Origin of the sequence: Rhodococcus sp. BP-261 (assembly GCF_019835205.1) — a bacterium.
GTDB classification, from domain to species: Bacteria; Actinomycetota; Actinomycetes; order Mycobacteriales; family Mycobacteriaceae; genus Rhodococcoides; species Rhodococcoides kyotonensis_B.
On record NZ_JABUCO010000038.1, the window covers coordinates 1 to 22892 of the forward strand.

The window sequence follows — 22892 nt, forward strand, 5'->3', positions numbered from 1 at the left end:
CGTCGAGCCCCAACCCAACAGAACCCAGAACAGCATCCGCACCTCATGGGTGTACACCGGACGTCCCATCGCAACCATCCCTCAATGATCAGGCACGTTGCGATGACTGCTTGAGACCGCCTACATTCGCGCGCACGTGGCGTCAGCCGCCATTGATACGCGCCATGTCCCCGTCGTAGTAGTCGATCAACCTCTGATCCATCACTTTTCGCCACAGCGGCGGAACGAGCGCGCAGAAGATCATGACCGCGTATCCGGCCGGAAGCTGCGGAGACTCGTCGACCGTCCGTAGCGCCTGGTACCGCCGAACCGGGTTCGCGTGGTGATCACTGTGCCGCTGCAGGTGGTACAGGAACAGATTGCTCCACAGATGATCGCTGTTCCAGCTGTGGGTGTGGTTCGTCCGCTCGTACCGCCCCCGCTTGGTCTTCTGCCGCAACAGGCCGTAGTGCTCGAGGTAATTGGCGGCCTCGAACAGGATCACCGCGATGGCAGCCTGCAGAACGAGATACGGCGCAACCTGCCACCCGAAGATCGCGATCAACGCCGCGAACACCACGATCGACATGGCGAGCGCATTGAACAGGTGGTTGTGCGCGGTCCACGTCTTCTTGCCGACGCGATCGAGGCGCCTCTGTTCGAGCTCCCACGCCGACTTGATCCCGCCGAACATGCTGCGCGGCAGAAACTTCCAGAAGCTCTCGCCGTACCGAGCCGACGCCGGATCCTCGGGGGTCGCGACGCGTACATGGTGGCCGTGATTGTGCTCGACGTAGAAGTGGCCGTAGAACGATTGCGCCAGAGTGACTTTGGACAGCCAGCGCTCGACGTTCTCGCGTTTGTGACCGAGTTCGTGCGCCGCGTTGATGCCGACACCGCCGACCACGCCGACCGTCACCGCCAGACCGATCCGCTCCGGAACACCGAGCGGCCCGTGAGCCCACAGGTAGCACGCCGCGATCAATCCCGCGTACTGCAGTGGAATCAACAAGTAGAGGCACCAGCGGTAATACCTGTCGTTCTCGAGTGCTTCGGCGACCTCGAGCGGCGGGTTGGACTTGTCCACGCCGGCGAACGCGTCGACCAGGGGGACGACGATGGCGATGATGATGAGCCCCAGCGCCCAGAATGCTCCGGGGCCGAGCCACGTCACGAGACCCCACGCCAAGAAGGGGCTCAGCGGGATGACCAGACCCAACGGCCAGAGGTATCGCTTGGGGTCACGCCATCCGAAAGCGGGCGCAGAGGGGGTGGCGTTCATCGGGGCTGCACACCCCCTCGCCGTAAGTCACGCATGGAAAAAATTACCTTTTCTAACAATCGCATCGAATCTACTACTCTCCTGTACTTCGCCGCAGCCCCGTGGTGGGATTACCGAATCCGGCGCCTGTGTGAGGGGAACAACACATGAAGACCAGCGAATCGACGTTCACGGGCGTGCACGGGACACGGATCGTCTACGACGTCCACACGCCCGACAACGCGACGGGATTCCTCGTTCTGTCGCACGGTCTCGGCGAACACGCAGGTAGATACCGTGAGGTCGTCGAGCGCCTGACCCAGCTCGGTCTGACGGTGTACACGATCGATCACCGCGGCCACGGTCGTTCCGGCGGCAAGAGGCTGGAGCTGAAGAATTGGTCCGACTACATCACCGATCTCCACGAACTGTTCCGCATCGCGCGTGCCGAGCATCCTGACGGGAAGGCATTTCTCCTCGGCCACAGCATGGGCGGCGCGATCGCGCTGTCGTACGCACTCGAGTATCAAGCGGAGCTCGACGCGTTGATGTTGTCGGGGCCCTTCGCCGTGGTCGGCGACGACACCCCGAAGATCCTGATCACGATCGGCAAGGTGCTCGGCAAGATCGCGCCGCGCGTGCCGGTGCAGACGCTCGATTCGGCCGACGTCTCGCGGGACCCGGCCGTCGTCGCCGCCTACGACGCCGACCCGCTCGTGCATCACGGCAAGATCCCCGCCGGTGTGGCCGGCGGTCTCGTCGGCGCGACCGAGAGCTTCCCGACGCGGCTGCCCACCCTCACTTTGCCGGTACTGGTGCAGCACGGCAGTGAGGACAAGCTCGCCGACGTCGCGGGAAGCCGCATGATCGCCGAGAAAGCCGGCTCGAAGGATCTCACGATCGAGATCTACGACGGCCTCTATCACGAGATCTTCAACGAACCCGAGCGCCAGCAGGTGCTCGACGACCTGGTGGCCTGGCTGAAGCCACGCCTCTAGCGCTCGAAGAGTCGGGTTCCGTTGTAGTAGCAGACATCTCGTACCCAGTCGTCGCCGAGGCCGAGTCGCTGGACTGCGGTCAACGCCTCCGCGTAGGTGTACGGAATGTTGGGGAAGTCGCTGCCGAACAAGATGCGATCCTGCAGGTCCACCAGCCGTGACCGGCTGCTCGGTGGAAACGGCCACGCCGCCTCGGAGAAGTCGGTGAACGCCATCGTGGTGTCGAGTCGGACCTCCGAGTACGCGTCGGCGAGGGCGAGGAAGTCGTCGTACTCCGGCATGCCCATGTGTGCGATGACGAGCGACAGACGTGGAAAACGCTGCAGCAGAGCGCCGATCGGGCCGGGTCCGGTGTACGTCCCCGGTGCAGGCCCGGACCCGCAATGGATGACGACGGGTATCCCCGCGTCCTCTATCGCACCCCAGACCGGATCCAGCAACGGGTCGTTCGGCGAGTAGTTACCGACCTGGATGTGCGACTTGAAGATTCGCGCACCACCCGAGATGGCAGCGGCGACGTAGTCGCCGGCGGATTCCTCGGGATAGAAGGTCGCCGTGTGCACGCAGTCGGGCGTACGCTCGGCGAACTGTGCGCCCCATGCGTTGAGCCACGCGGCCATGTCCGGCTTGTGGGGATAGATCATCGACGTGAATCCGCGAACGCCGAACTCGCGCAACGTCTCCAAGCGCACGTCTTCGTCGTGGCGGTACGAAATCGGCCAGGTCATCCCCGTGAGGGGGCCTACCGCGTCGAAGTAGGCCCAGACCTTGTCCATGACGTTCTTCGGCATGAAGTGGGTGTGGACGTCGAAGATTCCGGGCAGGCCGAGGCCCTCCCAGAACGTCCGAACCTCCACGGTCTCAGCGGGCGACATGCGCGTCGAACCAGTCGAGCGTCTTGGACCACGCATCGGCCGACGCGTCGGCGTTGTACACCGCCGGGCGATCGTCGCAGTGGAATCCATGGTCCCCCTGGGCGTATCGGGTGATGTCGGTAGCCACCGGCGATGTGGCCGCGGCGGTGCGCAACTGTTCGACCTCCGAGGTGGGGATGCCCTTGTCCAGATCGCCGAAGAAGCCGTGCCACGGTGTCTGCAGAGCATCGGCGACGCTCAGCATCGTCGGATATCCGAAGCGGCCCTTGTCGATTCCGCCGCCGTAGAACGTTGCGGCGGCACCGAGGGGGCGTCGGACAGCGGTATGGAAGGCGACCGTACCGCCCATGCAGAAACCAACGATCGCGCACTGTGTCGGCTCGAACCCACGCACGGCCAAGCCTCCGAGCGCTGCGTCGACATCCGAGTCGACCTCGTCGGCCTTCAAGGAACCGATCGACGACATCGCGGCTTTCATGTCGGTGTAGTCGTGTATCTGCTTGTTCTGTCGGTGGAACAGATGCGGTGCGACCGCAACCCAGCCGGCGTCGGCGAAGCGTCGGCAGACGTCGACGATGTGGTCGGTGACGCCGAACGCTTCCTGGATCACGACGACACCGCCACGGGGTGCAGCGCCTCCGGACGGTTCACGAAAGGTGAGAGGAGTGGTCATACCTCGATTGGAGCACAACCCGGTCCGTGCGCAGGTCGGGGGTTTTGTAGGCTGCATCACACGTCATCACTCTGGAGAGGACACTGTATGCGCGCGGTACACATCACGAGGCTCGACGGTCCGGAATCGGTGGAGATCGTCGACATCGACGAGCCTGCGGCACGTGACGATGCGGTCGTCATCGACGTGCACGCCGCGGGCGTAGCGTTCCCGGATGCACTACTGACGCGTGGGTTGTACCAGTACAAGCCGGAACTGCCGTTCGTACCGGGCAGCGAGATCGCAGGTGTCGTACGTTCGGCTCCCGAGGGTTCAAGGTTCGCCGCGGGTGACCGCGTCGCCGCGCTGACCGGCCTGTCCGACGGCATGGCCGAGGTCGCAGTCGTGTCCGCCGACACCGTGTTCAAGCTCCCCGACGCCGTCTCGCTCCCCGCAGGCGCCGGCCTGCTCTTCAACGACCTGACCGTGCACTTCGCGTTGCGCGAGCGCGGAAGACTGACCGAGGGCGAGACCGTCCTCGTCCACGGTGCCGCGGGCGGCATCGGCACGTCGGCGCTGCGGATGGCACCGGTGCTCGGTGCGTCGCGAGTCATCGCTGTCGTCAGCTCCGAGGCGAAAGCCGACATCGCCCGCGCGGCGGGTGCCACCGACGTCGTGCTGGTCGAGGACGAGAACGGACGCGGCTGGAAGGACGCCGTCAAGGAGCTCACCGGAGGGAAGGGCGTCGACGTCGTCGTCGACCCCGTCGGTGGCGACCGCTTCACGGACAGCATCCGCAGCCTGGCGCCGTCGGGACGCGTTCTCGTTCTCGGGTTCACCGGCGGCGAGATCCCGACCGTCAAGGTCAATCGTTTGCTGCTGAACAACGTCGACGTCGTCGGAGTCGGCTGGGGCGCATGGTGGATGACGCGTCCGGGTTACCTCGCGACGCAGTGGGCCGAGCTCGAGCCGCTGCTCGCGTCCGGCAAGCTGACAGCGCCGGAACCGTCGGTCTTCCCGATCGAGAAGGCGGCCGAGGCCATCGCATCGCTCGAAAACCGCACGGCCGCAGGCAAAGTGGTACTACAGATTATTTAATTGGTCGTTCCTGCGGGCTCCACTCCTGCCTCAATCAGGTAGGACGACGCCCCTCGCCTGGGACAGGGCTGCCACCTCGGCCGGAAACACGTTCTTGAACACGAACGGGTCCGTGCCGAGAGCCCAGTCCGGGGCCAGTTCGATGGCGTATCTCTCGAAGTAGCCGAGCTGCTTGCCGACGAGAATCAACTCCTCCGGGCTCGACGTGCGGTACTGCTGGCCCATCCCGACGAGCGCCTTGATGAAGTCGGTCAAGCTGAAGTGCGCCAACGTATCCGACAGCATCGGAGCGAACACGGTCTGCAGGATCATGCCGACTTCGGCGTCGGTGCCGACGTCGTCGGACACGATGCCGAGTCGTTTCACGCTGCCCGCGAGACGGGTGAAGTCGCCGTCGATGACGGTGGCATGGAACAGATCCTGGAGCAGCAGTCGCCACTGCTCGTCGATCTCGCCCATGACGCCGAAGTCCAGGAATGCGACGCGGCCGTCGTCGAGCACCCAGACGTTGCCCGCATGCACGTCGCCGTGGAACAACCCGTGCAGGACGAGCGCTTCCATCCACACCTTGGCGGCGCGCCGCACGATCAGCTCGGACTCCACGCCGGGCGTGCATTGGTCCAGTGGCGAACCGTGCATGCGCTCCATGCAGATGACTCGGTTGCCGCAGTACTCGGTGATCACCTCGGGCGCGGTGACGAACTTGTTGTCGTCGAACGCGGAGATCCCCGCGCGGAACGCTGCTTGCCGACGCGCCTCGACGACACTGTCCAGCTCGGCGAAGGTGGCGGCATGCAGATCGACGATGATCGCCGACGCGTTGGCCGTGGAGAAGAACGCGATGTACTTCTCGAGAGCGCGCGCGAACACGTATGCGATACGCAGATCGACCTTCATGCGGTGGTAGATGCCGCGGCGCTGCACCTTCATGACGGCTTCCCTGCCGTCGTGCAGCACGCATCGATGCACCTGCGCGACCGACGCCGACGACAGCGGAACGTCGTCGAACAGCTGGAAGAGCTCGGAGGTGCTACGCCCGAGGTCGGCCTCGATGACGGATCGCGCCTGGGCCGCGGGGAACGGCGGCACTTCGTCGAGACATCGCAGGCAGGTGTCGGCGAGGACCTTGGGGAACAACCCGGGCGACGACCCCATCAACTGCCCGACCTTCACGAACGTCGGCCCGAGCGTGAAGAACGCGTCGACGACGCCTTCCGACGCATGGACCGCCCACCCGCGTCGCGGCCGTCCGATCCATTTGCCGACGGCGATCACCTGGTAGAAAACGAGGACAGCGCCGATCACGACGAGGCGGAGGAATTCGCGGACGCCGAACGTGCGCAGAGGAGGAGGTGAGACCCGTGTCGCCGTAATGCCGCTGGTCATGCCCACCCCTTGTGAGATTCTCCACATTTCCGCCATCCGAATCGCAGTCGACTGTACCTACCGGTAAGAGACGGTCACAGCCCACCCGGACCTGCGGAATGACCAGAAGAACAGGAGCGCACCATCTACCGCATTCGACCAGGCCGCGCTGCTGCCGCAGCCGCTCTCTTCGGTGTCGCGGGCGTGCAGTATCTGCTGGCGGAGGCGTGGGCGTCGAGCCGGTACGACGGGTACGACCATCTCCGCGACACCGTCAGTCAACTGGGCGTTCCGGCGTCTCCGGCGCATGTGGTCATGAACGCCGCGTTCTGCGTGTCCGCAGTGTCGGTGGCGATCGCAGGCTGGGCCTCCGCCCCTGTGCTGCGGCGTCGGCGCCGCCGGGTGTACCTGGGCGCAATCGCGGCGTATTCGGTCGGCAGCCTTCTCGTGGCCGCAGTACACACCAGCGCAGAGAACGCAGGTGTCCACGTGGCAGGCGCGATCGCGGCCATCGGTGCAGGCAATCTGATTCCGATCCTCGTCGGAACGGGCGTGCAGGACTGCCCACGCTGGTACCGGGCTGCGAGCATCGGTCTGGGGGTCGTCGGATCTGCGGGGTCGGTGCTACTGATCGCCGGCGTCGGTCCGGTGGGCTTGGCCGAGAGGATCGGGATCGACACCTTCGTCGGCTGGGAGATCCTCACCGCAGTCGCTCTGGTGCGTTCTGCCGTCAGCAGAAAAGGTGTCGATAGTCCGGCGGACACACGTCCGCACTCCTAGCCTGAGGCCATGGCCGACACGAACGGTATCGCACCGGTAGTGCCCCTGCGTCGTCCAGAGGACGCCCCGGAACCTCTCGTGCGCGACGGCATGGGCAAGGTGTTGCGTCGTCTGCGGCAGGACCAGGGACGCACCCTCGACGACGTGGCGTCGGAAGCCCGCGTGTCGACGCCCTACCTGTCGGAGATCGAGCGTGGCCGCAAGGAGGCGTCGTCGGAGGTCCTGTCGGCGCTGTGCGGCGCGTTGGAGATCAGGCCGTCGCACCTGATGATCTTGACGGGCCGCGAGCTCGCCGGGGCGTCGCCGCTCCGACGAGTCTCGCGTGGTCCGGCACCGGTGACGATGATGGCGGCCTAGTTCCTCGACTGTGCGATGTGGTCCGCGAGCCCGTACTCGACTGCTTCGGTCGCCGCGAAGATCTTGTCCCGGTCGGCGTCGCGCCGGAGGATCTCGGGGTTCTGCCCCGTGTGACGGGCGAGGATGGTCTCCATCTCCGAGCGGACGCGAACGATCTCGTCCCGCTGCAGCAACAGATCCGAGATGACGCCCTCGCCGCCGCCCGACGGCTGATGCAGCAGAACTCGTGCGTGCGCCAACATGATTCGCTTGCCCGCGGCTCCCGCCGCCATCAGGACACCGGCGGCCGACGCGGCCTGCCCGACGCAGAACGTCGACACGTCCGGCCGGATGTACTCCATCGTGTCGTAGATAGCCGTCATCGCCGTGAACGATCCACCGGGCGAGTTGATGTAGAGGCTGATGTCGGCGTCGGGGTTGTCGGACTCGAGATGGAACAGCTGGGCGATGATCACGTTGGCGACGCCGTCGTCGATCTCCGTCCCCAGGAAGACGACCCGCTCGCTGAGTAAGCGGCTGTAGATGTCGTATGCCCGTTCGCCGCTGTGCGTGCGTTCGACGACGGTGGGAATCGTGTACTGACCCATGAGAATCACAGCCCCACTTTCGGTTTCGATGCCGATGGTCTGATGTCGTCGAGCGTGGTGACGACGGTGTCGACGAGACCGTACGCGCGTGCCTGTTCGGCGGTGAACCAGCGGTCACGCTCGGAGTCCGCAGTGACGGTGTCGACGTCGTGCCCGGAATGCTCGGCATTGAGCTTGTGCATCAACGCCTTCGTGTACTCGAGATTCTCGGCTTGGATTTCGATGTCCACGGCGGTGCCACGAATCCCGGCCGACGGCTGATGCATCATGATTCGAGCGTGCGGCAGGCTGTACCGCTTGCCCTTCGTTCCCGCGGACAGCAGGAACTGGCCCATGCTGGCCGCGAAACCCATTGCGAGCGTTGACACATCGTTCGGAATGAGCCGCATCGTATCGAAGATCGCCAGACCCGCGCTGACGGATCCCCCGGGAGAGTTGATGTAAAGGCTGATGTCTCGCCGTGGATCGGACGCCGACAGCAACAGAAGCTGCGCGCAGATGCGGTTCGCGATCGCGTCGTCGACCGCGGCGCCGAGCACGACGATGCGTTGGTCGAGCAGCCGGGAGGACAGTTGGTCGTCGAACGGCGAGGCGCCAGGTGCGTCGCCGTCGTTCATCATGGGGGTCATATCAGTCCTTTCGGTCGGTACGAGAACCAGACTGAAAGCGACAGGCCCTGGAGGGAAGGATTCTCTGCCCGAGGCAGAATCGCTGTCGGCAGAACCGCTCTGACCAGGCGATTGGGCGTTAGGTGGATAGGGCATGTACGGTAGAGGAACAACGACGCGGGGTGGAGCAGCTCGGTAGCTCGCTGGGCTCATAACCCAGAGGTCGCAGGTTCAAATCCTGTCCCCGCTACAAATAGAAGAACCCCGGGAAGCATCAGCCTCCCGGGGTTCTTGCTTTCACCCCTGCAGACGGAACCGGACGATGTCCGTGGCCGTGTCGATGGCTTCGAGCAGCGCACGGAGCCTCTCGCCGGGTCCCGGTGCTTCGAGGATGGTCTGCCGGTCCGATTCGCCCATCGGCACCTGTGACGCGAGCAGGAACAGGCGCTCTCCCGGATCGTCCGGCAGTGAGGAGAAGCTCGGCGCGGGAGGCGCCGCGGCATTCTCGGCGGCCGCGAGTTTGCCGACGAGCCGGTACATCTCGTCGATCTTGTCGCGTAGTACATCCAATTCCAGTGCAGCGAGCGGGGATCGGGGAGGTGCGCCCGACGTCTCGTCCGGCCACGCGCGCACATCGGCCCGTGGATAAGGGTCGTCCTCGAGCCAGACGTCGACGCGGATCCGCTCGGCTCCGACGCACTCGATGAGGTGCCGTCCGCCGCCGATGTCTCGGTGACCGACGATGCGCGCCTTCGTCGCCACGTCGTACCGCACATCGCCGCCGCCCGCTTCCCTACCGCGCGCAATCAACACGACGCCGAAGCTCGGGTCCTCCATCGCCAAGCAGTCGCGCAGCATGTCCTGGTACCGCTGTTCGAAGATGTGCAGGGGCAAGCGCTCACCGGGCAGTAGTGCGCTGCCGAGCGGGAACATCGGAGTCACGGTCATGGTCGTGAGTCTGCCGTCAATCCGACGCCGCTGTGCTGGTGGGCAATCGAGGGACAGCGTTCGCGGCGAGGAACTCGTCGAGCACGCGGTAGAACAGGTCGGGCTCGTCGAGCTGCGGGAAATGCCCGGCCGACGAGAAGATCTCGACGCGTGACGCCGGCACCTCACGCCGAATGCTGTCGGCGTGCGACGCGGGGATCATCCGGTCGCGGCCACCCCAGATCAGCAAGGACGGCATACCGTCGAACTTGTCGAAATGTTGTTTGGCGCTGACGGTTTGACCACGCGGGCCGACGACGGCACGAGTCGACGCAAGGAATGCTTCGCGAGAACGCTTGTCCGACACGGTCTTGAACGCGCGCCACGTCTCGTTCAGGCTCTTGCCCGGCCGGACGGGGAGACCCCACCGGTTCAGCTGGCCGACGACGTTCTCGGTGTTCTTGCGTACCCAGTCCGACGCGAGGAGGGGCAGTACCAACTCGCTGCCGGGAAGCGTCGCCGCCTTGAGGAGGAGCGATACCTCGGGTCCCAGCCCTCCGCTGCTGACGAGCGCGAGCCGGTCGACGCGCTCGGGAAACAGGTACGTCGCCTGCATGACGATGCCGCCACCGAGTGAATGTCCGACCATCGGTGCGGACTCGATCTCGAGATGGTCCAGCAGGTCACGGATGGTGGCCGCGTGCGAGCTCAACGAATAGTCGCCGGACGGCTTGTCCGAGCTCCCGTGACCGAAGAGGTCAGGTGCGATGACGCGGTACTTTTCGGACAGGCGCTCGATCTGACCTGCCCAGGACTGGTGTGACCCCAGCAGGCCGTGCACCAGAACGACCGGCGGACCGTCGCCCTCATCGACGTAACGGAGCACGTCCTTGTGCAGCTCCACGCAGTCGAGCTGGTACTCGCTCATGGCCCGTTGCACCCCCTCCAGCGCATCGACGTTCGGCAGACTCACAGTGTCCTGGCCCAACGTACGCGTCTCGGCCGGTGGTGAACAGGTCAAGCCGCGATGCGCCGCGATGGCGGCCGTGAGCGTCACCGGTCGGACTCGAGGGTGCGGTCGATGACCTCGGCGACCTTGCTCACGACCGGTTCGCGCACCAGCCCGATGTGCTCACCCGGCATCTGTTCGATGTCCAGGCGCCCCGGGGCGAGGGCTTCCCACGACCGGCGGTCAGCGGTGTTGCTCTCGGTGACGACGACGGTCACCGACCCGTCCCACGGCTTCGGCGTATGTCTGCGCAGTGCCATCGCTCCGATGATGCCGAACGCGAGCCATCGTTCGGTGGTTCGGAACCGGACGAGTCCGGCGGTCGCGACCTGTGCCCACTGACGGGCGACGGCCCGGAAACCGGGCTTGTAGCTTTCCGAATAGGGGTCCGGTGGCGCTGCTTCGAGATGCTCTCCGCCTCCCGGCACCTTGTTCAGCAGCCACTGGTACAGGCGTGGGTCGAGCAGCACGACACGCTCGACGGTCTCACCGTGCGATTCGAGGACGTGCGCCATCTCGAGCGCGATCCAGGCCCCGAGCGAGTGCCCGGCCAGCGTGTAGGGCCCGTGAGGCTGCACTTTCTGGATCTCGCGAGCATAGGCCCGCGCGGCCCGGGAGATCGTGCGATGCGGGAGCGCACGGGTGTCGAGGCCCTTGGCCTGCAACGCGTACACCGGGCGGCCGGTCAGTCGTTTCGCGAGCGGGGCGAGACCCACGGCAGGAACACCTGCACCCGCGACGACGAACAGTGGCGCTCCCGTCCCTTCCTCACGAAGCGGTACGAGCATCGGGTTCTTCGGTCCCCTGCTGCGATCGGCCGCGGCGAGCCGTCGGTCGATCAACTCGGCCAGGCGACGTACCGTCATCGCACTGACGAGGTCGGCCGGGGACAGTTCCACGTGGAACGCCTGCCGGATCTCGACGAGGATGCGCGTCGTCACCAACGACGTGGCGCCGAGTTCGGCGAAGTCCGCGTCGCGATGCAGTGTCGTCAACTCCAACTCGCGAGTGACGATGATCGCGAGCCAGTACTCGGTCGCGCCCGACAGCACGGTTTCAGACGACGCCGCCGCGCCGTGTCGATCCGTCGGAGGTATGGGTGGGAGCGAGGCCCGGTCGACCTTGCCGCGATCCGTGCGCGGAATCGCATCGAGCCGGGTGACGAACTTCGGCACCATCCAGTCCGGCAGCGTCTCGCGGAGAGCGCCGCGCACGTCCGTGTCGGTGATCGAGTCCCCGACGAAGAACACGGCGAGTTCGAGAGCCGAATTGTCCTCGGACGCAATGACGACCGCGTCCGTGACGCCGTCGAGTGATCGCACCGCGCTCTCGACCTCGGCGGGTTCGACGAGATAGCCGCGGATCTTGACCGCGTCGTCGATCCGGCCGACGAGGTGCAGGACGCCACGTTCGTCGATGCGGCCGAGATCGCCTGTCCAGTAACGCTGTCGGCCGGAGTCGACGGAGAATCGACGCGCGGTCTGATCGGGCATGTCGAGGTAGCCGTCGGCGAAGCAGTCTCCGGTGACTCGGACCTGCCCGACCTCACCGGGCCTGGCGAGAACGCCGTCGGATCGCACGATGTCGATGCTCTTGCCTCCGGGGCACCTGCCCGCGTCGAGAAAGCCGTCGGGAAGCGGAGCGCCGGGGCCGTAGTGCATCCGCGCGACGGCACCCGCCTCGGTGGTGGCGTACCAGTTCACGAACGTTGCGGCACAGTCGGATTCGTGCCGAAAAGCGACCACGTCACGTGCATGCAGAGCTTCGCCGTAGGTGATCACGTACTGCAGCGACGGAAAGCGACGCGTATCGGAAGGAATGCCCGCGATCGCGCGAACGAGGGACGGCGAGCAATGCAGCGTCGTCAACTCGTTCCGGGCGACCCAGTCGGTGAACTCCACGGCATGCGCGGCTCGTGGATCGCGACAGTGCACCTGCGCGCCGCTGAGGATGCCGGCCAGCAACGTGTTGATGCCTGCACCGAAACTGACGGGAAGAGCATTCCCGACGCGGTGGCGTCCGGACAATCCCAGAGTGGAGCTCACCTCGTACGCCTTGCTCAGGCACATGCGATTGCTGAGCAGTACGCCTTTCGCGGCCCCGGTCGATCCGGACGTGAACGCGATGAGCGCGATGTGGTTTCCGGTGACCACCGGGAGCGGCACCGACGACACCTCGATGCCGTCGACATCCGTGATTTCGAGGCGTCGGGCGCTGGACTGCGCGACGATCTGTTCCCGGCGCGCTTCGGGCAGGTGGGGGTCGAGTGGAACCAGGACCCTGCCCGACGCGAACACCGCGAGCATCAGGACCACTGCGTCGATCGTCGACGAGGTCTCGACGGCCACGGGCTCTGCTTCGGTCGGCGCGAAGGTCACGACCTTGCGGGCGACCGCATACGTGCGGTGCATCAGATCGTCGAACGTGATGGACCCGTCGTCGGTCACCACGGCCGTTGCGGACGGCATTGCGTGGGCGACCTCGCAGAGACGGCCGAGAACGGTGTCGCGGACGTCGGGCCTGCTCAGAGGCGCGAGAGTTTCGTTGAAGCGTCGATCGGCCTCGCGCGCCGTGCTTTCCTGGACCGACATGCGCCTCCCCTTGCCTGCCGACGGACCACTCAGTAATCGTGCACTAAACCATCCTTCGGTCTGTTTTACACGTTCACGGTAACTGGATGGTCCGTTTTCCGGCAATTGGTGGCGCTGTTCGGGGCTCGTCAGGCCTCGCTGATCACCTCCAGTGGGCGGGTGCGCGCGGCCCGGATCGCCGGGAGCAACGCGGCTCCGATGCCGACGACGGCCGAACCGACCAGCATGCCGACCATCTGTCCCCATGGAATGGTCAGGACGCCGAGTCCTTCGTCGCGCAGAGTCCGCACGAAGCCCCAGCCGAAGACGACGCCGAGGATCAGTCCGACGATTGCACCGAACAGGGCGATGAGCATCGATTCGAGATAGATCGTGCGCCTGACCTGCGGACGCTGCATGCCGACGGCCCTCAGCATGCCGATTTCGCGACGTCGTTCGACGACGGACAGCGCGAGCGTGTTGACGATGCCGAGGATCGCGATGACCACCGCGAGGGCGAGCAGGCCGTAGAGCACGGCGAGCAACGTGTCGATCTGCTGACTCTGCGCGCCCTTGAACTCCTCGCGGTCCTGCACCTGGACGACGACGAACGGCTTCACTGCGTTCTCGAGATCGGCACGCAGTTGGCCCAGGTCGGTGCCCGGTGCCGCGCCGATCAGGACGGCGATGTCCGAGCGCACGACTCCCGGCGTGACTGCCTGGTAGACGTCGTCGGACAGGATCCAGTCGCCGACGAGGGGGTTGTCGGCGAAGATCGTCGTCACCTCGACCGAGACGGACTTGCCGTCGAGCGAGACCATGTCGATGGTCGACCCGAGCGGCCAGTCGTTGTTCCTCGACGCCGACTCGGACACGCCGATGCTGTTCGGTGTCTGTTCGCCGGATCCCGCGACGACGCTCTGATCGAAGAGACCGTCGGGGCTGCCTTCGAGGGCGACGCCGAACGCCTGCTCGTCGTCGATCTTCACCGACACGGGATGCAGGATCGCGACGCGTTCGACGCCGGGGACGTCCCGTGCGGCCCGTCCCGCGCCCGTCGGCACGCCGATCGACGGCGGCCCGCTGAAGATGTAGTCGGCTTCGATGCCGTTGTCGACGAGCGCGTCGACGCTCGCCTTGGCGGTCGAGCCGAGCACCCCGATGACGGAGACGAGCATCAGACCGAGCATCAGTGCGAACGCGGTTGCTGCCGTGCGCCGCGGATTGCGCACCGAGTTGGTTCGCGCGAGGCGTCCGATGGCGCCGAACGGCCTGGTCAGCACTGCGCCCAGCGCGCCGACGATCGGCCTGGACAGCGACGGTGCGGCGAGTGCGACGGCCACGATGACGGCGACCGCACCGACTCCGACGGTCGCGGCTGCGCCACCGCCGGCCGACTGCGCCCCGACGACGAGGGCGAGCAGACCCAGCACACCGAGGACTGCGCCGACGACCGTGCGCACACGCAGACTGTCGCCGGTGGACGCGAACTCCTCCCGCATGGCGGCGACGGGTGGAATGTTCGCGGCACGCCGCGCGGGCGCGTAAGCGCTCAGAACGGTGACGACGATGCCGACGGCGAACGCGACGATCACGGTTCGGGGTTCGAGAGCCAGTGTGCCCGAGGGTAATCCGAGATCGAATGCGTTGAGTAGCTCCCGTAGGCCGTATGCGAGACCGACGCCTCCTGCGAATCCGAGTGCGCTACCGATGATTCCGACGACGAGGGCCTCCAGCACGACCGATCGGCTCACCTGGCCGCGGCTGGCGCCGATCGCCCGCAGCAGTGCGAGTTCGCGGACGCGTTGCGCGACGATCATCGAGAAGGTGTTGTAGATGATGAACGTGCCGACGAGAAGCGCGATTCCGCCGAACGCCAGCAGGAAGTAGTTCACGAACGACAGAGCGGTCTCGACCTGGGCCTGCGCCTCGTCACGTACGTCGTCGGCCGTCTGTACTTTCAGGTCGGGAAGGGCGGCGGCGATCTCGTCGCGCAGATCGCTCTGGGTAAGACCCTGTGCCGCAAGGTCGTTTCCGGCAGTATCACCGCCCGCAACGTCGTAGTACTGCACGTGCGTGCCGTCGGTGAACAATTCGTCGGCCTGCGGCTCGTAGAACTGCAGGCCGATGTATCCGCCGGACTCGACGGGTGTGTCGTAGATGCCGACGATGGTCACGTCCACGGTGCCCTTGGACGGTACGAGAACCTGCGTCGCGTCGCCGACGGTCAGTCCGGATCTCGTTGCACCGCCTTCGTTGACGACGACCTGGCCGGGTGCGGTGGGTGCTGTTCCTGCGACGAAGACGGCGGGGTCGCCGAGGCGTCGATCGTCGGCCAGGTAGGCCTCGCCCACCGTCGGCGCGCCACCGGTCTGCACCGCGGCGCCGTCCTTGCCCAGGAGCACGACCTGTCCGCCCACGTACGGTGCGACCGCGCGCACGTTCGGAAGGGCTGCAATGACATTCGCGTCGCTTACCGGTACCCCGCTCGACCCGGCTTCCTGCGCGCTGACGCGGACGTCGGCACCCTGCGCGGTGTCGGAGAAGATGGACGAGAAGGTGCGCTGAAGCGTGTCGGTGAAGACGAACGACCCCGACACGAACGCGGTGCCCAGCACGACCGACAGGACGGTCAGCGCGAGTCGAACCTTGTGTGCGGCAAGGTTTCTGAGCGACACCTTGCGCATGGGGTTATGAGTGCGCGACATGTCAGACCGTCTCCAGCTGCTTCATGCGGTCGAGCACGGCCTCGGCGGTCGGGTCGGCGAGATGATCGATGACCGCACCGTCGGCGAGGAACACGACGCGGTCGGCGTAGCTGGCAGCGCGGGGGTCGTGCGTGACGATGACGACGGTCTGGTCGAACTCGTCGGCTGCGGTCCGCAGAATGCCGAGGACCTCGCCCGAGGAGCGCGAATCGAGATTGCCGGTCGGCTCGTCGCCGAAGACGATGTCGGGGCGCCCGACGAGCGCACGGGCGCACGCGACGCGCTGCTGCTGTCCACCGGACAGCTCGCTCGGGCGGTGACCCAGCCGGTCGGTCAGACCGAGCCGGGTGACGACGGTGTCGAGCCACTCCTCGTCCGGCGTGCGGCCGGCGATGTCGAGCGGCAAGGTGATGTTCTCCAGCGCCGTCAGCGTCGGGACGAGGTTGAACGACTGGAACACGAAACCGATTCTGTCCCTGCGCAATCCGGTCATCTGCTTATCGGACAGGTCGGTCAGTTCGGTGTCACCGATCGTGACGATGCCCGACGACGCCGTGTCCAATCCGGCGAGGCAGTGCATCAACGTCGATTTACCGGAACCCGACGGTCCCATGATCGCGGTGAATTCGCCGCGCGCGAACTGGACGCTCACGTCGCGCAGCGCGTGAACCTGTGTGTCTCCGGTGCCGTACGTCTTGGACAGTGCGACCGCGCTGGCGGCGATTTCAGTCATGCAGGACAGTGTTCCCTGCTTTCGGTCGTCGCACTATCGGGGGACACCCTGAGAAGTCGCTCCTACTATTGGACTCATGCGCATTGGAGCACACGTCCGCGACAGCAACGATCCGCTCGGCTCCGCGGAGAGCCTCGGCGTCGACCTGGTCCAGATGTTCCTCACCGACCCGCAGAAGTGGAACAAACTCGAACCTCATCCGCAGGGCGAACAGCTCCGCGACAGCGAGGTCGACGTCGTCGTCCACAGCTCGTACGTGCTGAACGTCGCGAGTCTGAACAACCGCATTCGCATTCCGTCCCGCAAAGCCGTCATCGAGCAGGCTGCGGCTGCTGCCGAGATCGGTGCGATCGGTCTCGTCGTGCACGGCGGGCATGTGCGCGACGGCGAGGACACCGCGAAGGGCTTCGAGAACTGGCGCAAGTTGTTCGAGCGGCAGGCGAAAGACGGCGGATTCGGGGTGCCGATCTTCATCGAGAACACCGCAGGCGGCGACTTCGCGATGGCGCGACGGTTCGACGACATCGCGCGGCTGTGGGATGCCGTCGGCGAATTCGGTGCCGGGTTCTGCCTCGACACGTGCCACGCATGGGCCGGTGGCGAGGAACTGGTCGGCGTCGTCGATCGGGTCAAGGCCATCACCGGACGTATCGACCTCGTGCACCTGAACAATTCACGCGACGAGTTCGATTCGGCGCGAGACCGTCACGCCAACCTCGCCGACGGGACGATCGACGCCGAGGTACTCAAGGCAGTGGCCGAGGCGGCTGGGGCGCCGGTGATCCTGGAGACACCCGCCGACGGTCTCGCCGCCGACGTGCAGTACCTGAGGGGCTAGACCAACAGGCTTACACGATCAGGCCTTACACGAACAGGCCTCATACGAAGACTGCGAGTGTCTTTTCCCAGAAGCGCTCGAAGTCGTCGACGTCGGCGCGGGTGAACACTCGGCAGTTCCAGCGAAAAGCCGTGTCCACCATCGTGACTCCGTCGACCTCGACGACGTCGCACGTGACGGCGAGGCTGTGCGTCAGGGAGTCGTCGCCCCGAGCTTCTATCTCCGTGCCGACGCGGAACGAGATCTGGGCGCCGGACCTGCGATTCAGCGCCGGAGAATTCAGTCGGTACTTCGCGGCCGCGTAGTCACGCCCACCGTTGGGTGCTGCGGCGACGCGTCGGCGAACTTCCTCGAGAAGGGAGTGCGCGTCACCGGTGCACGGAAGGCGCACCGGGAAGAACTGGCCGCCCGGGCCGTCGATGTCGACGAGGACGCCGGACGTGCAGCTGCGGCAACGATCGCTCTGCCATGCCCCCACGGTCGCGGCCAGGGCGGTCAGCAGAGTCGTCGCGGACGGGTGCTGCGGGCCCGCCCATTGCGTGCGCGTGTTGGTGACGACGGACGAGGAGACGGTGTCGATTCTCGGGTCGCTGCGGCGGCTTCCGAACGAGCGCTCCTCGGGAGTGAGCACCGCAACCCAGTACGGGATCTGCGCTGCTGCTGTCTGCACGGTCACCGCCGGATCTCCTTCTGTTCCGAAAGCCTTACCTAACCTCTCGCCACAATAGCGATCACTGTTTCGATGCGCGAACGAGGGATCAGCGACGAAGCTGCGGCACGGCGGGCGAGTCCGGGACGCGACCGGCCTCGAGAGCGTCGACCAGCGTGTCGGACCAGTGCAGAAGGCCTGCGATATCGAGTCCGTAGGGCGGATCGGCCTCGTGATCACGGATGCGGTCGTGGCCCTGGCCGAGGAGGGATCGAGCGCCGACGGCATTGCCGCGAAGGAGATGAGTGAGGCCGACGGCCAGCTGAGCGAGTCCCTGCCACAGCATCCGCTCGGCTTCGGGGGCGTCCTTCCACGTTCCTTCGAGAATCTCGTGAGCGTGGAAGGGCATGCCGCCGTCGAGAAGTTCCTGAGCGCGAGTGATGGCCTCGTCGGGAGGGAGCCTCAGGTCGTCGGGAATGCGATCGACGCCGACGGCTCCCCGCGGAAGCGGCCTGCCCAGGCCGTCGCGGGGACGCGCGTTCTGCGGTTTACCGGCCGAGTCCCGTTCCCTGCTCGGTCTGTCGTTCTGCGCTGGCACTCTCGGTTCTCCTGGTAGCTCGGGTCACTGCGATCAGCGCGACGAGAGCGATCGCCGAGACGCCGACCATCGTGACCGATACTGCCACGTTGTCGTTGCCGAGCACGCCGACGACCGGAGCGATGATCGCGCCGGACCCGAACTGCGCGGCGCCGAGCAGGGCAGCCGCGGTACCGGCCGCTTCACCGTGGCGCGACAGTGCGAGCGCGGGGGCGTTCGGCATGACGAAGCCGACGGCGCCGAGGACGAACCACAGCGGAATCAGGAAGCCGAACATGCCGCCGACGCCTGCCAGTGCGATGACCGTCATGACGAGCGCGGACAGCACTGCCGTCGACAACGCGGCGATGACGATGCGGACCGGGGTGAAGTGGCCGAGCAGCACGACGTTGAGCTGCGATGCGCCGATCAGGGCGATGGCTCCGAGCGCGAAGACGATCGCGAACTGCTGCTCGTTGAGGCCGAACTCCTCCTGCAGCACGAACGACGACCCGGCGATGTAGGCGAACATGGCCGACATCGCGAGAGCAGCGACGAGGACGAGCACCAGGAACTGGCCGTCGCGCAGCAGACCGCCGTACGTGCGGACGACGGGCATGATGCCGCGGCTGCGGCGACGCTCCGGCGGAAGGCTCTCGCGCAGTGCGAACACTGCGACGATCAGGAGTGCGACGCCGAGCACCGCGAGAACGCCGAAGACCCAACGCCACGAGCCGGCGAGCAGGATGCCGCCGCCGATCGACGGCGCGAGCACGGGCGCGACGCCCATGACCAGCATCAGACGCGACAGAACCGTCGCGGCTGCGCGGCCGGTGAAGAGGTCACGCACAACAGCCATCGCGACGACGGCCGCGGCTGCCGCACCGAGACCTTGCAGGCCGCGGAACACGCCGAGCACAGCGACGTTCGGTGCGACGACGCACAGCAGCGATGCCACGATGTGAATGGCAGTGCCTGCGATGAGCGGCAGACGGCGTCCGACGATGTCGGACAGCGGACCGATGACGAGCTGGCCCAGGGCGAGACCGATCAACGTGCCGGTGAGCGTGAGCTGCACCGCGGCCGAGGACGAGTTCAGATCGTCGACGATCGGCGGCAGCGCGGGGAGATACATGTCGATCGTCAGCGGGCCGAGGGCGATCAGCGCACCGAGGACGAGGATGATGCGCATCCGTTCGGCGGAGGTGGGTTCGGTCGTCGTCGCTGACGCTGTCGTGGCTTGTTCGGTGGCGTGGGACACCCAACCCTCAGCAACGAGGCCTGTCGTTCTGTTCCCGGTGTGACGAAGTCGAACTACAGTCACGATCGTGGAGGGGGACAGTCCTGAGTCGGCGTCGACACGGCAAGCAGTGGCGCGGGCCTACATCGATGCACTGGCGTCGCACGACGCGAGCGCGGTCCAGTTCGCGCCCGGAGCGCGTCGGGTCGAAAACGGTGTCACCACCGGCTTTTCCGGCCCTGGGTTGCAAAAGGGTCTGAACACGGCTTTCTACTACCGTGCGATCGTGGACATTCGCGACATCGCGTTGACCGAGGACGGCGACACGGTGCACGCGACGTTCGTGATCGACGCGGGGATGTTCGGGAGAAAGCTGGTGACCGTCGGGGTCGCGGAGTCGTTCCTGATCCCCGACGGCACCATCCACTTCATTCGTGCGCGTCTGTCTCTCGGCGCGAGACCGCGAACTAGATCCGGTCGGAAACCTCGGTGAGCCGTGCGACCTCGTCGGTCGACAGGGTCAACGCGGGAGCGGCGAGCAGGGCCGGGAGCTGAGTGATCTTGCTGGCGCTCGCGATCGGCGCGGTGACCGTCGGCTGTGCCAGCAACCACGCGAGCGCGACGGACGAGATCTCGGCGTCGTGGGCGTCGGCGATATCGCTGAGAGCGTCGACCACGTTCAGGCCCTCGTCGGTGAAGTAGCCCGACGCCAACTTCTGGCGTGCCTGACCTTCGAGATCCTCACGGGTGCGGTACTTGCCGGTCAGGAACCCTGCGGCGAGCGAGAAGTACGGGAACACACCGAGATTGTTGTCGGCCGCGAGAGAGGCGAGTTCGGTCTCGTACTCGCGACGAGTCACGAGGTTGTAGTGCGGCTGCAGCGCAACGGGTGCCGAGAAACCGTTCTGCTCGGCGAGTGACAGCCATTCGCGGATGCGGTCCGGCGAGTAGTTCGAGATGGCGACGTAGCGAACCTTTCCGTCCTTGACCAGCTCGTCGAACGCGGCGAGCGTCTCGACGAGCGGCGTGTTCTCGTCGTCGTAGTGGGCGTAGTAGACGTCGATGTGGTCGCTCTGCAGACGCTTCAGCGACGCCTCCGCCGCGGCCTTCACGTTGGCGGGTGCGAGACCTCTGAACTCGGGGTGCTGGCTCACCTTGGTGGCGATGACGACGTCGTCGCGGTTGCCGCGTGCCGCCGTCCAGTTGCCGATGATCGTCTCGGATTCGCCGCCGGAATTGCCGTCGGCGAACGCCGAATACGAATCCGCGGTGTCGATGAAGTTACCGCCACCTGCGGTGAAGGCGTCCAAGATCTCGAACGACGACGTTTCGTCGCTCGTCCAACCGAAGGTGTTTCCACCGAGTGCGAGGGGGAAGATGTCGAGGTTCGAGTTTCCTATGGCAACCACTGTGGACTCCTTATCGCAGCGAACTATCTCGCTTGCACAACGCGTACCCGTGGAGGTGTTGTTCCCCGCCGAACTTGGAGCGATCAGCTCACGGGACTCGACACGCCGACGCCACTGGGTGTGTCGATGCCGTATCGATCGATCTCGGCCTGCAGATCGAGAGGGCGGATGGACTTGCTCGCCTCGACGGCCGCGTCGTCGATCAGGTTCAGCGGAACGAGCCAGACGATCTCGAATTCGATGCCGTCCGGGTCCTTACCGTACAGACTCTTGGTCGTGCCGTGGTCCGACGCACCGACGAGACCGCCTGCGGCAGAGAGCTTCTGCGCGAGATCGGCAAGATCGGCCAGCGTCTGAACCTCCCACGCAAGGTGGTAGAGGCCGACGGTGGAGCGTCCGGCGCTGCTCGGTCCTGCGGCGTCGCCGAGTTGGAACAGGCCGAGGTCGTGATCGTTGGAGCTCGCACTTGCCTGGAGGAACGCCGCGCTGGAGCCCATGGTCATCTTCGTCCGGAAACCGAGGACGTCGGTGTAGAACGCGACGGACTTCTCGACGTTCCTGACGTACAGAACTGCGTGGTTGAGACGTTGGATGGACATGAGCACCTCGAGAACTGGAGTGATGACGGCCAAGTTGAACCTTCAACCAAGAATACACCTGCGTCACCGATGCGCAAGGGGGTTCGCGCGTAGGGGAGGGCGTCAGTGCCAGGTGTGATCGACGAGCGGAGTGCGGGGCCCGAACTTCGGTTTGATGGCCTTGCCGCTTGCGGCGAGCAATCGGACGGCCCGATGCCTGTGCGGCGCAAGCGGTTTCATGTACTCGATCATCTCGGCATCGTCGATGGGTCGTCCCAGGAGCGACCAGCCGACGACGGCCGACAGGTGGTAGTCGCCGACCGACAACGCGTCGGGATCCCCGAAGGCGCGTTGCGCTACCTCGGCGGCGGTCCAGATGCCCACGCCCGGAACGGCGCGAAGGCGTTTCATCGCGTCCGCGGGGCTCATCGACGACGCCTGCTCGAGACGGTTCGCGACCTGCGCGCACCGGACGATGGTCTTGGACCGCGCCGGGTCCACGTTCGCGAGGTGGTACTCCCACGACGGGATTCGACGCCACACGTCGGGCGTCGGCGAGACGAACATCGGCTTCGGTGTCGGCCCGGGAGCGCGATCGCCGAACTTGGTGACGAGCGTCCGCCACGACGCGAACGCGGACAGGCCGTGCACGCGCTGCTCGAGGATCGCCGGAACGAGAGCTTCCATCACGCGGCCCGTGCGTCCGAGGCGCAGGTGGGGAAACAGACGATGTGCTTCTTTCAGCGTGGGATGCTCCGGCGCGAATTCCGACGCGTCGTCGTCCGCGCCGACGAGCGCCGGCAGTGATTCGAGGAATTCGGACGCCCCCGGGCCCCATGCGGTGGCTGCGACCGAATGCCTCGACGTCTGCGTGAGCCGGTAGGTGGCCGGCCCGGACTCGAATCGTGATGTGCGCCACACGGACCCGGAGGCGTCGCGCTCGTAGGTGGGGTCGGTGCGCCCCCGACGTAGCGGCGACATGGACAGGAGCATGTCCAGTGGCCGGTCGGAGACGAACTCGGCGCGCACCGAGTCGGTGGCGGAAAGAGGACCTGACGACAGCATGGGATCACCAGGATATCGGCCGGGACCGA

At 65.9% G+C, this 22892-nt stretch carries 23 protein-coding genes and 1 tRNA gene; 7 read left to right on the forward strand and 17 right to left on the reverse strand.

The annotated features are described in order from the left end of the window. Positions 1–142: 142 nt before the first annotated feature. A complete protein-coding gene (locus HQ354_RS24340) occupies positions 143–1261 on the reverse strand; it encodes an alkane 1-monooxygenase (RefSeq protein ID WP_222635829.1) in 1119 nt (372 codons plus the stop codon). Between the two features lie 146 nt (positions 1262–1407). On the opposite strand from HQ354_RS24340, the gene HQ354_RS24345 reads away from it, so the two are divergent. Then, positions 1408–2238, forward strand: a complete 831-nt coding sequence (locus HQ354_RS24345; RefSeq protein ID WP_222635828.1) for an alpha/beta hydrolase — start codon at positions 1408–1410, stop codon at positions 2236–2238. Here HQ354_RS24345 and HQ354_RS24350 read toward each other — a convergent pair. Both HQ354_RS24350 and HQ354_RS24355 read right to left on the reverse strand, forming a co-directional pair. Next, positions 2235–3113, reverse strand: a complete 879-nt coding sequence (locus HQ354_RS24350; RefSeq protein WP_222635827.1) for an amidohydrolase family protein — start codon at positions 3111–3113, stop codon at positions 2235–2237. The two genes, HQ354_RS24345 and HQ354_RS24350, sit on opposite strands and share 4 nt — an antisense overlap. Further along, on the reverse strand, positions 3100–3786 hold the full coding sequence (locus HQ354_RS24355) for a dienelactone hydrolase family protein (RefSeq protein ID WP_222635826.1): 687 nt from the start codon (positions 3784–3786) through the stop codon (positions 3100–3102). The genes HQ354_RS24350 and HQ354_RS24355 overlap by 14 nt, the downstream gene beginning before the upstream one ends. An 87-nt stretch (positions 3787–3873) precedes the next feature. Here HQ354_RS24355 and HQ354_RS24360 point away from each other — a divergent pair, with 87 nt between their 5' ends. Next, on the forward strand, positions 3874–4863 hold the full coding sequence (locus HQ354_RS24360) for an NADPH:quinone oxidoreductase family protein (protein WP_222635825.1): 990 nt from the start codon (positions 3874–3876) through the stop codon (positions 4861–4863). Positions 4864–4893: 30 nt separating this feature from the next. Here the strand turns inward: HQ354_RS24360 and HQ354_RS24365 are convergent, their stop codons facing one another. Continuing rightward, on the reverse strand, positions 4894–6249 hold the full coding sequence (locus HQ354_RS24365; RefSeq protein ID WP_222635824.1) for an AarF/ABC1/UbiB kinase family protein: 1356 nt from the start codon (positions 6247–6249) through the stop codon (positions 4894–4896). Between the two features lie 183 nt (positions 6250–6432). On the opposite strand from HQ354_RS24365, the gene HQ354_RS24370 reads away from it, so the two are divergent. Further along, positions 6433–7008, forward strand: a complete 576-nt coding sequence (locus HQ354_RS24370; protein WP_222635823.1) for a DUF998 domain-containing protein — start codon at positions 6433–6435, stop codon at positions 7006–7008. A 90-nt stretch (positions 7009–7098) separates the two neighbouring features. Continuing rightward, positions 7099–7365, forward strand: coding sequence for a helix-turn-helix domain-containing protein (locus HQ354_RS24375; RefSeq protein WP_261769082.1), 267 nt, complete (start codon positions 7099–7101; stop codon positions 7363–7365). On the opposite strand, the gene HQ354_RS24380 is transcribed toward HQ354_RS24375, so the two are convergent. Together HQ354_RS24380 and HQ354_RS24385 are read right to left on the reverse strand one after the other, a co-directional pair. After that, positions 7362–7952 (reverse strand): ClpP family protease, encoded by a 591-nt coding sequence (locus HQ354_RS24380; RefSeq protein ID WP_222635833.1) that lies wholly within the window; start codon positions 7950–7952, stop codon positions 7362–7364. The genes HQ354_RS24375 and HQ354_RS24380 overlap by 4 nt on opposite strands. A 5-nt stretch (positions 7953–7957) precedes the next feature. Continuing rightward, positions 7958–8581, reverse strand: a complete 624-nt coding sequence (locus tag HQ354_RS24385; protein WP_114329939.1) for a ClpP family protease — start codon at positions 8579–8581, stop codon at positions 7958–7960. 155 nt (positions 8582–8736) lie between these two features. Here HQ354_RS24385 and HQ354_RS24390 point away from each other — a divergent pair. Then, positions 8737–8810, forward strand: a tRNA-Met gene (locus HQ354_RS24390). A gap of 47 nt (positions 8811–8857) precedes the next feature. On the opposite strand, the gene HQ354_RS24395 is transcribed toward HQ354_RS24390, so the two are convergent. From HQ354_RS24395 to HQ354_RS24415, 5 genes are all read right to left on the reverse strand, one after another. Then, positions 8858–9508 carry an LON peptidase substrate-binding domain-containing protein gene (locus HQ354_RS24395; RefSeq protein ID WP_222635821.1) on the reverse strand — a complete coding sequence of 217 codons (651 nt, stop codon included), beginning with the start codon at positions 9506–9508 and terminating at the stop codon, positions 8858–8860. Between the two features lie 16 nt (positions 9509–9524). Then, positions 9525–10415 (reverse strand): alpha/beta fold hydrolase, encoded by an 891-nt coding sequence (locus HQ354_RS24400; protein ID WP_222635832.1) that lies wholly within the window; start codon positions 10413–10415, stop codon positions 9525–9527. Between the two features lie 125 nt (positions 10416–10540). Next, entirely contained in the window at positions 10541–13087 is a 2547-nt protein-coding gene (locus tag HQ354_RS24405) for a non-ribosomal peptide synthetase (protein ID WP_222635820.1), read from the reverse strand. A gap of 128 nt (positions 13088–13215) precedes the next feature. Next, positions 13216–15753, reverse strand: coding sequence for an ABC transporter permease (locus HQ354_RS24410; RefSeq protein WP_374107355.1), 2538 nt, complete (start codon positions 15751–15753; stop codon positions 13216–13218). Positions 15754–15775: 22 nt separating this feature from the next. Beyond that, entirely contained in the window at positions 15776–16507 is a 732-nt protein-coding gene (locus HQ354_RS24415) for an ABC transporter ATP-binding protein (protein WP_114329936.1), read from the reverse strand. Between the two features lie 76 nt (positions 16508–16583). Here HQ354_RS24415 and HQ354_RS24420 point away from each other — a divergent pair, with 76 nt between their 5' ends. After that, on the forward strand, positions 16584–17345 hold the full coding sequence (locus HQ354_RS24420; RefSeq protein ID WP_114329935.1) for a deoxyribonuclease IV: 762 nt from the start codon (positions 16584–16586) through the stop codon (positions 17343–17345). Between the two features lie 40 nt (positions 17346–17385). Here the strand turns inward: HQ354_RS24420 and HQ354_RS24425 are convergent, their stop codons facing one another. The 3 genes from HQ354_RS24425 to HQ354_RS24435 form a co-directional block, all read right to left on the reverse strand. Then, positions 17386–18021, reverse strand: coding sequence for a hypothetical protein (locus tag HQ354_RS24425; protein ID WP_261769080.1), 636 nt, complete (start codon positions 18019–18021; stop codon positions 17386–17388). A gap of 82 nt (positions 18022–18103) precedes the next feature. Further along, positions 18104–18592 carry a DUF309 domain-containing protein gene (locus HQ354_RS24430; RefSeq protein WP_068430947.1) on the reverse strand — a complete coding sequence of 163 codons (489 nt, stop codon included), beginning with the start codon at positions 18590–18592 and terminating at the stop codon, positions 18104–18106. Further along, positions 18543–19763, reverse strand: coding sequence for a multidrug effflux MFS transporter (locus HQ354_RS24435; protein WP_222635830.1), 1221 nt, complete (start codon positions 19761–19763; stop codon positions 18543–18545). The genes HQ354_RS24430 and HQ354_RS24435 overlap by 50 nt, the downstream gene beginning before the upstream one ends. A 136-nt stretch (positions 19764–19899) precedes the next feature. Here HQ354_RS24435 and HQ354_RS24440 point away from each other — a divergent pair, with 136 nt between their 5' ends. Next, entirely contained in the window at positions 19900–20304 is a 405-nt protein-coding gene (locus tag HQ354_RS24440) for a hypothetical protein (protein WP_222635818.1), read from the forward strand. On the opposite strand, the gene HQ354_RS24445 is transcribed toward HQ354_RS24440, so the two are convergent. The 3 genes from HQ354_RS24445 to HQ354_RS24455 form a co-directional block, all read right to left on the reverse strand. Continuing rightward, the gene (locus HQ354_RS24445; RefSeq protein ID WP_167676685.1) at positions 20279–21220 is read right to left on the reverse strand and encodes an aldo/keto reductase; all 942 of its coding nucleotides are present in this window, start codon (positions 21218–21220) and stop codon (positions 20279–20281) included. The genes HQ354_RS24440 and HQ354_RS24445 overlap by 26 nt on opposite strands. Before the next feature lie 83 nt (positions 21221–21303). Next, positions 21304–21819, reverse strand: coding sequence for a VOC family protein (locus HQ354_RS24450; protein WP_068431091.1), 516 nt, complete (start codon positions 21817–21819; stop codon positions 21304–21306). 102 nt (positions 21820–21921) lie between these two features. Then, positions 21922–22863 carry a DNA-3-methyladenine glycosylase gene (locus HQ354_RS24455; protein WP_167676687.1) on the reverse strand — a complete coding sequence of 314 codons (942 nt, stop codon included), beginning with the start codon at positions 22861–22863 and terminating at the stop codon, positions 21922–21924. Between the last annotated feature and the right edge of the window lie 29 nt (positions 22864–22892).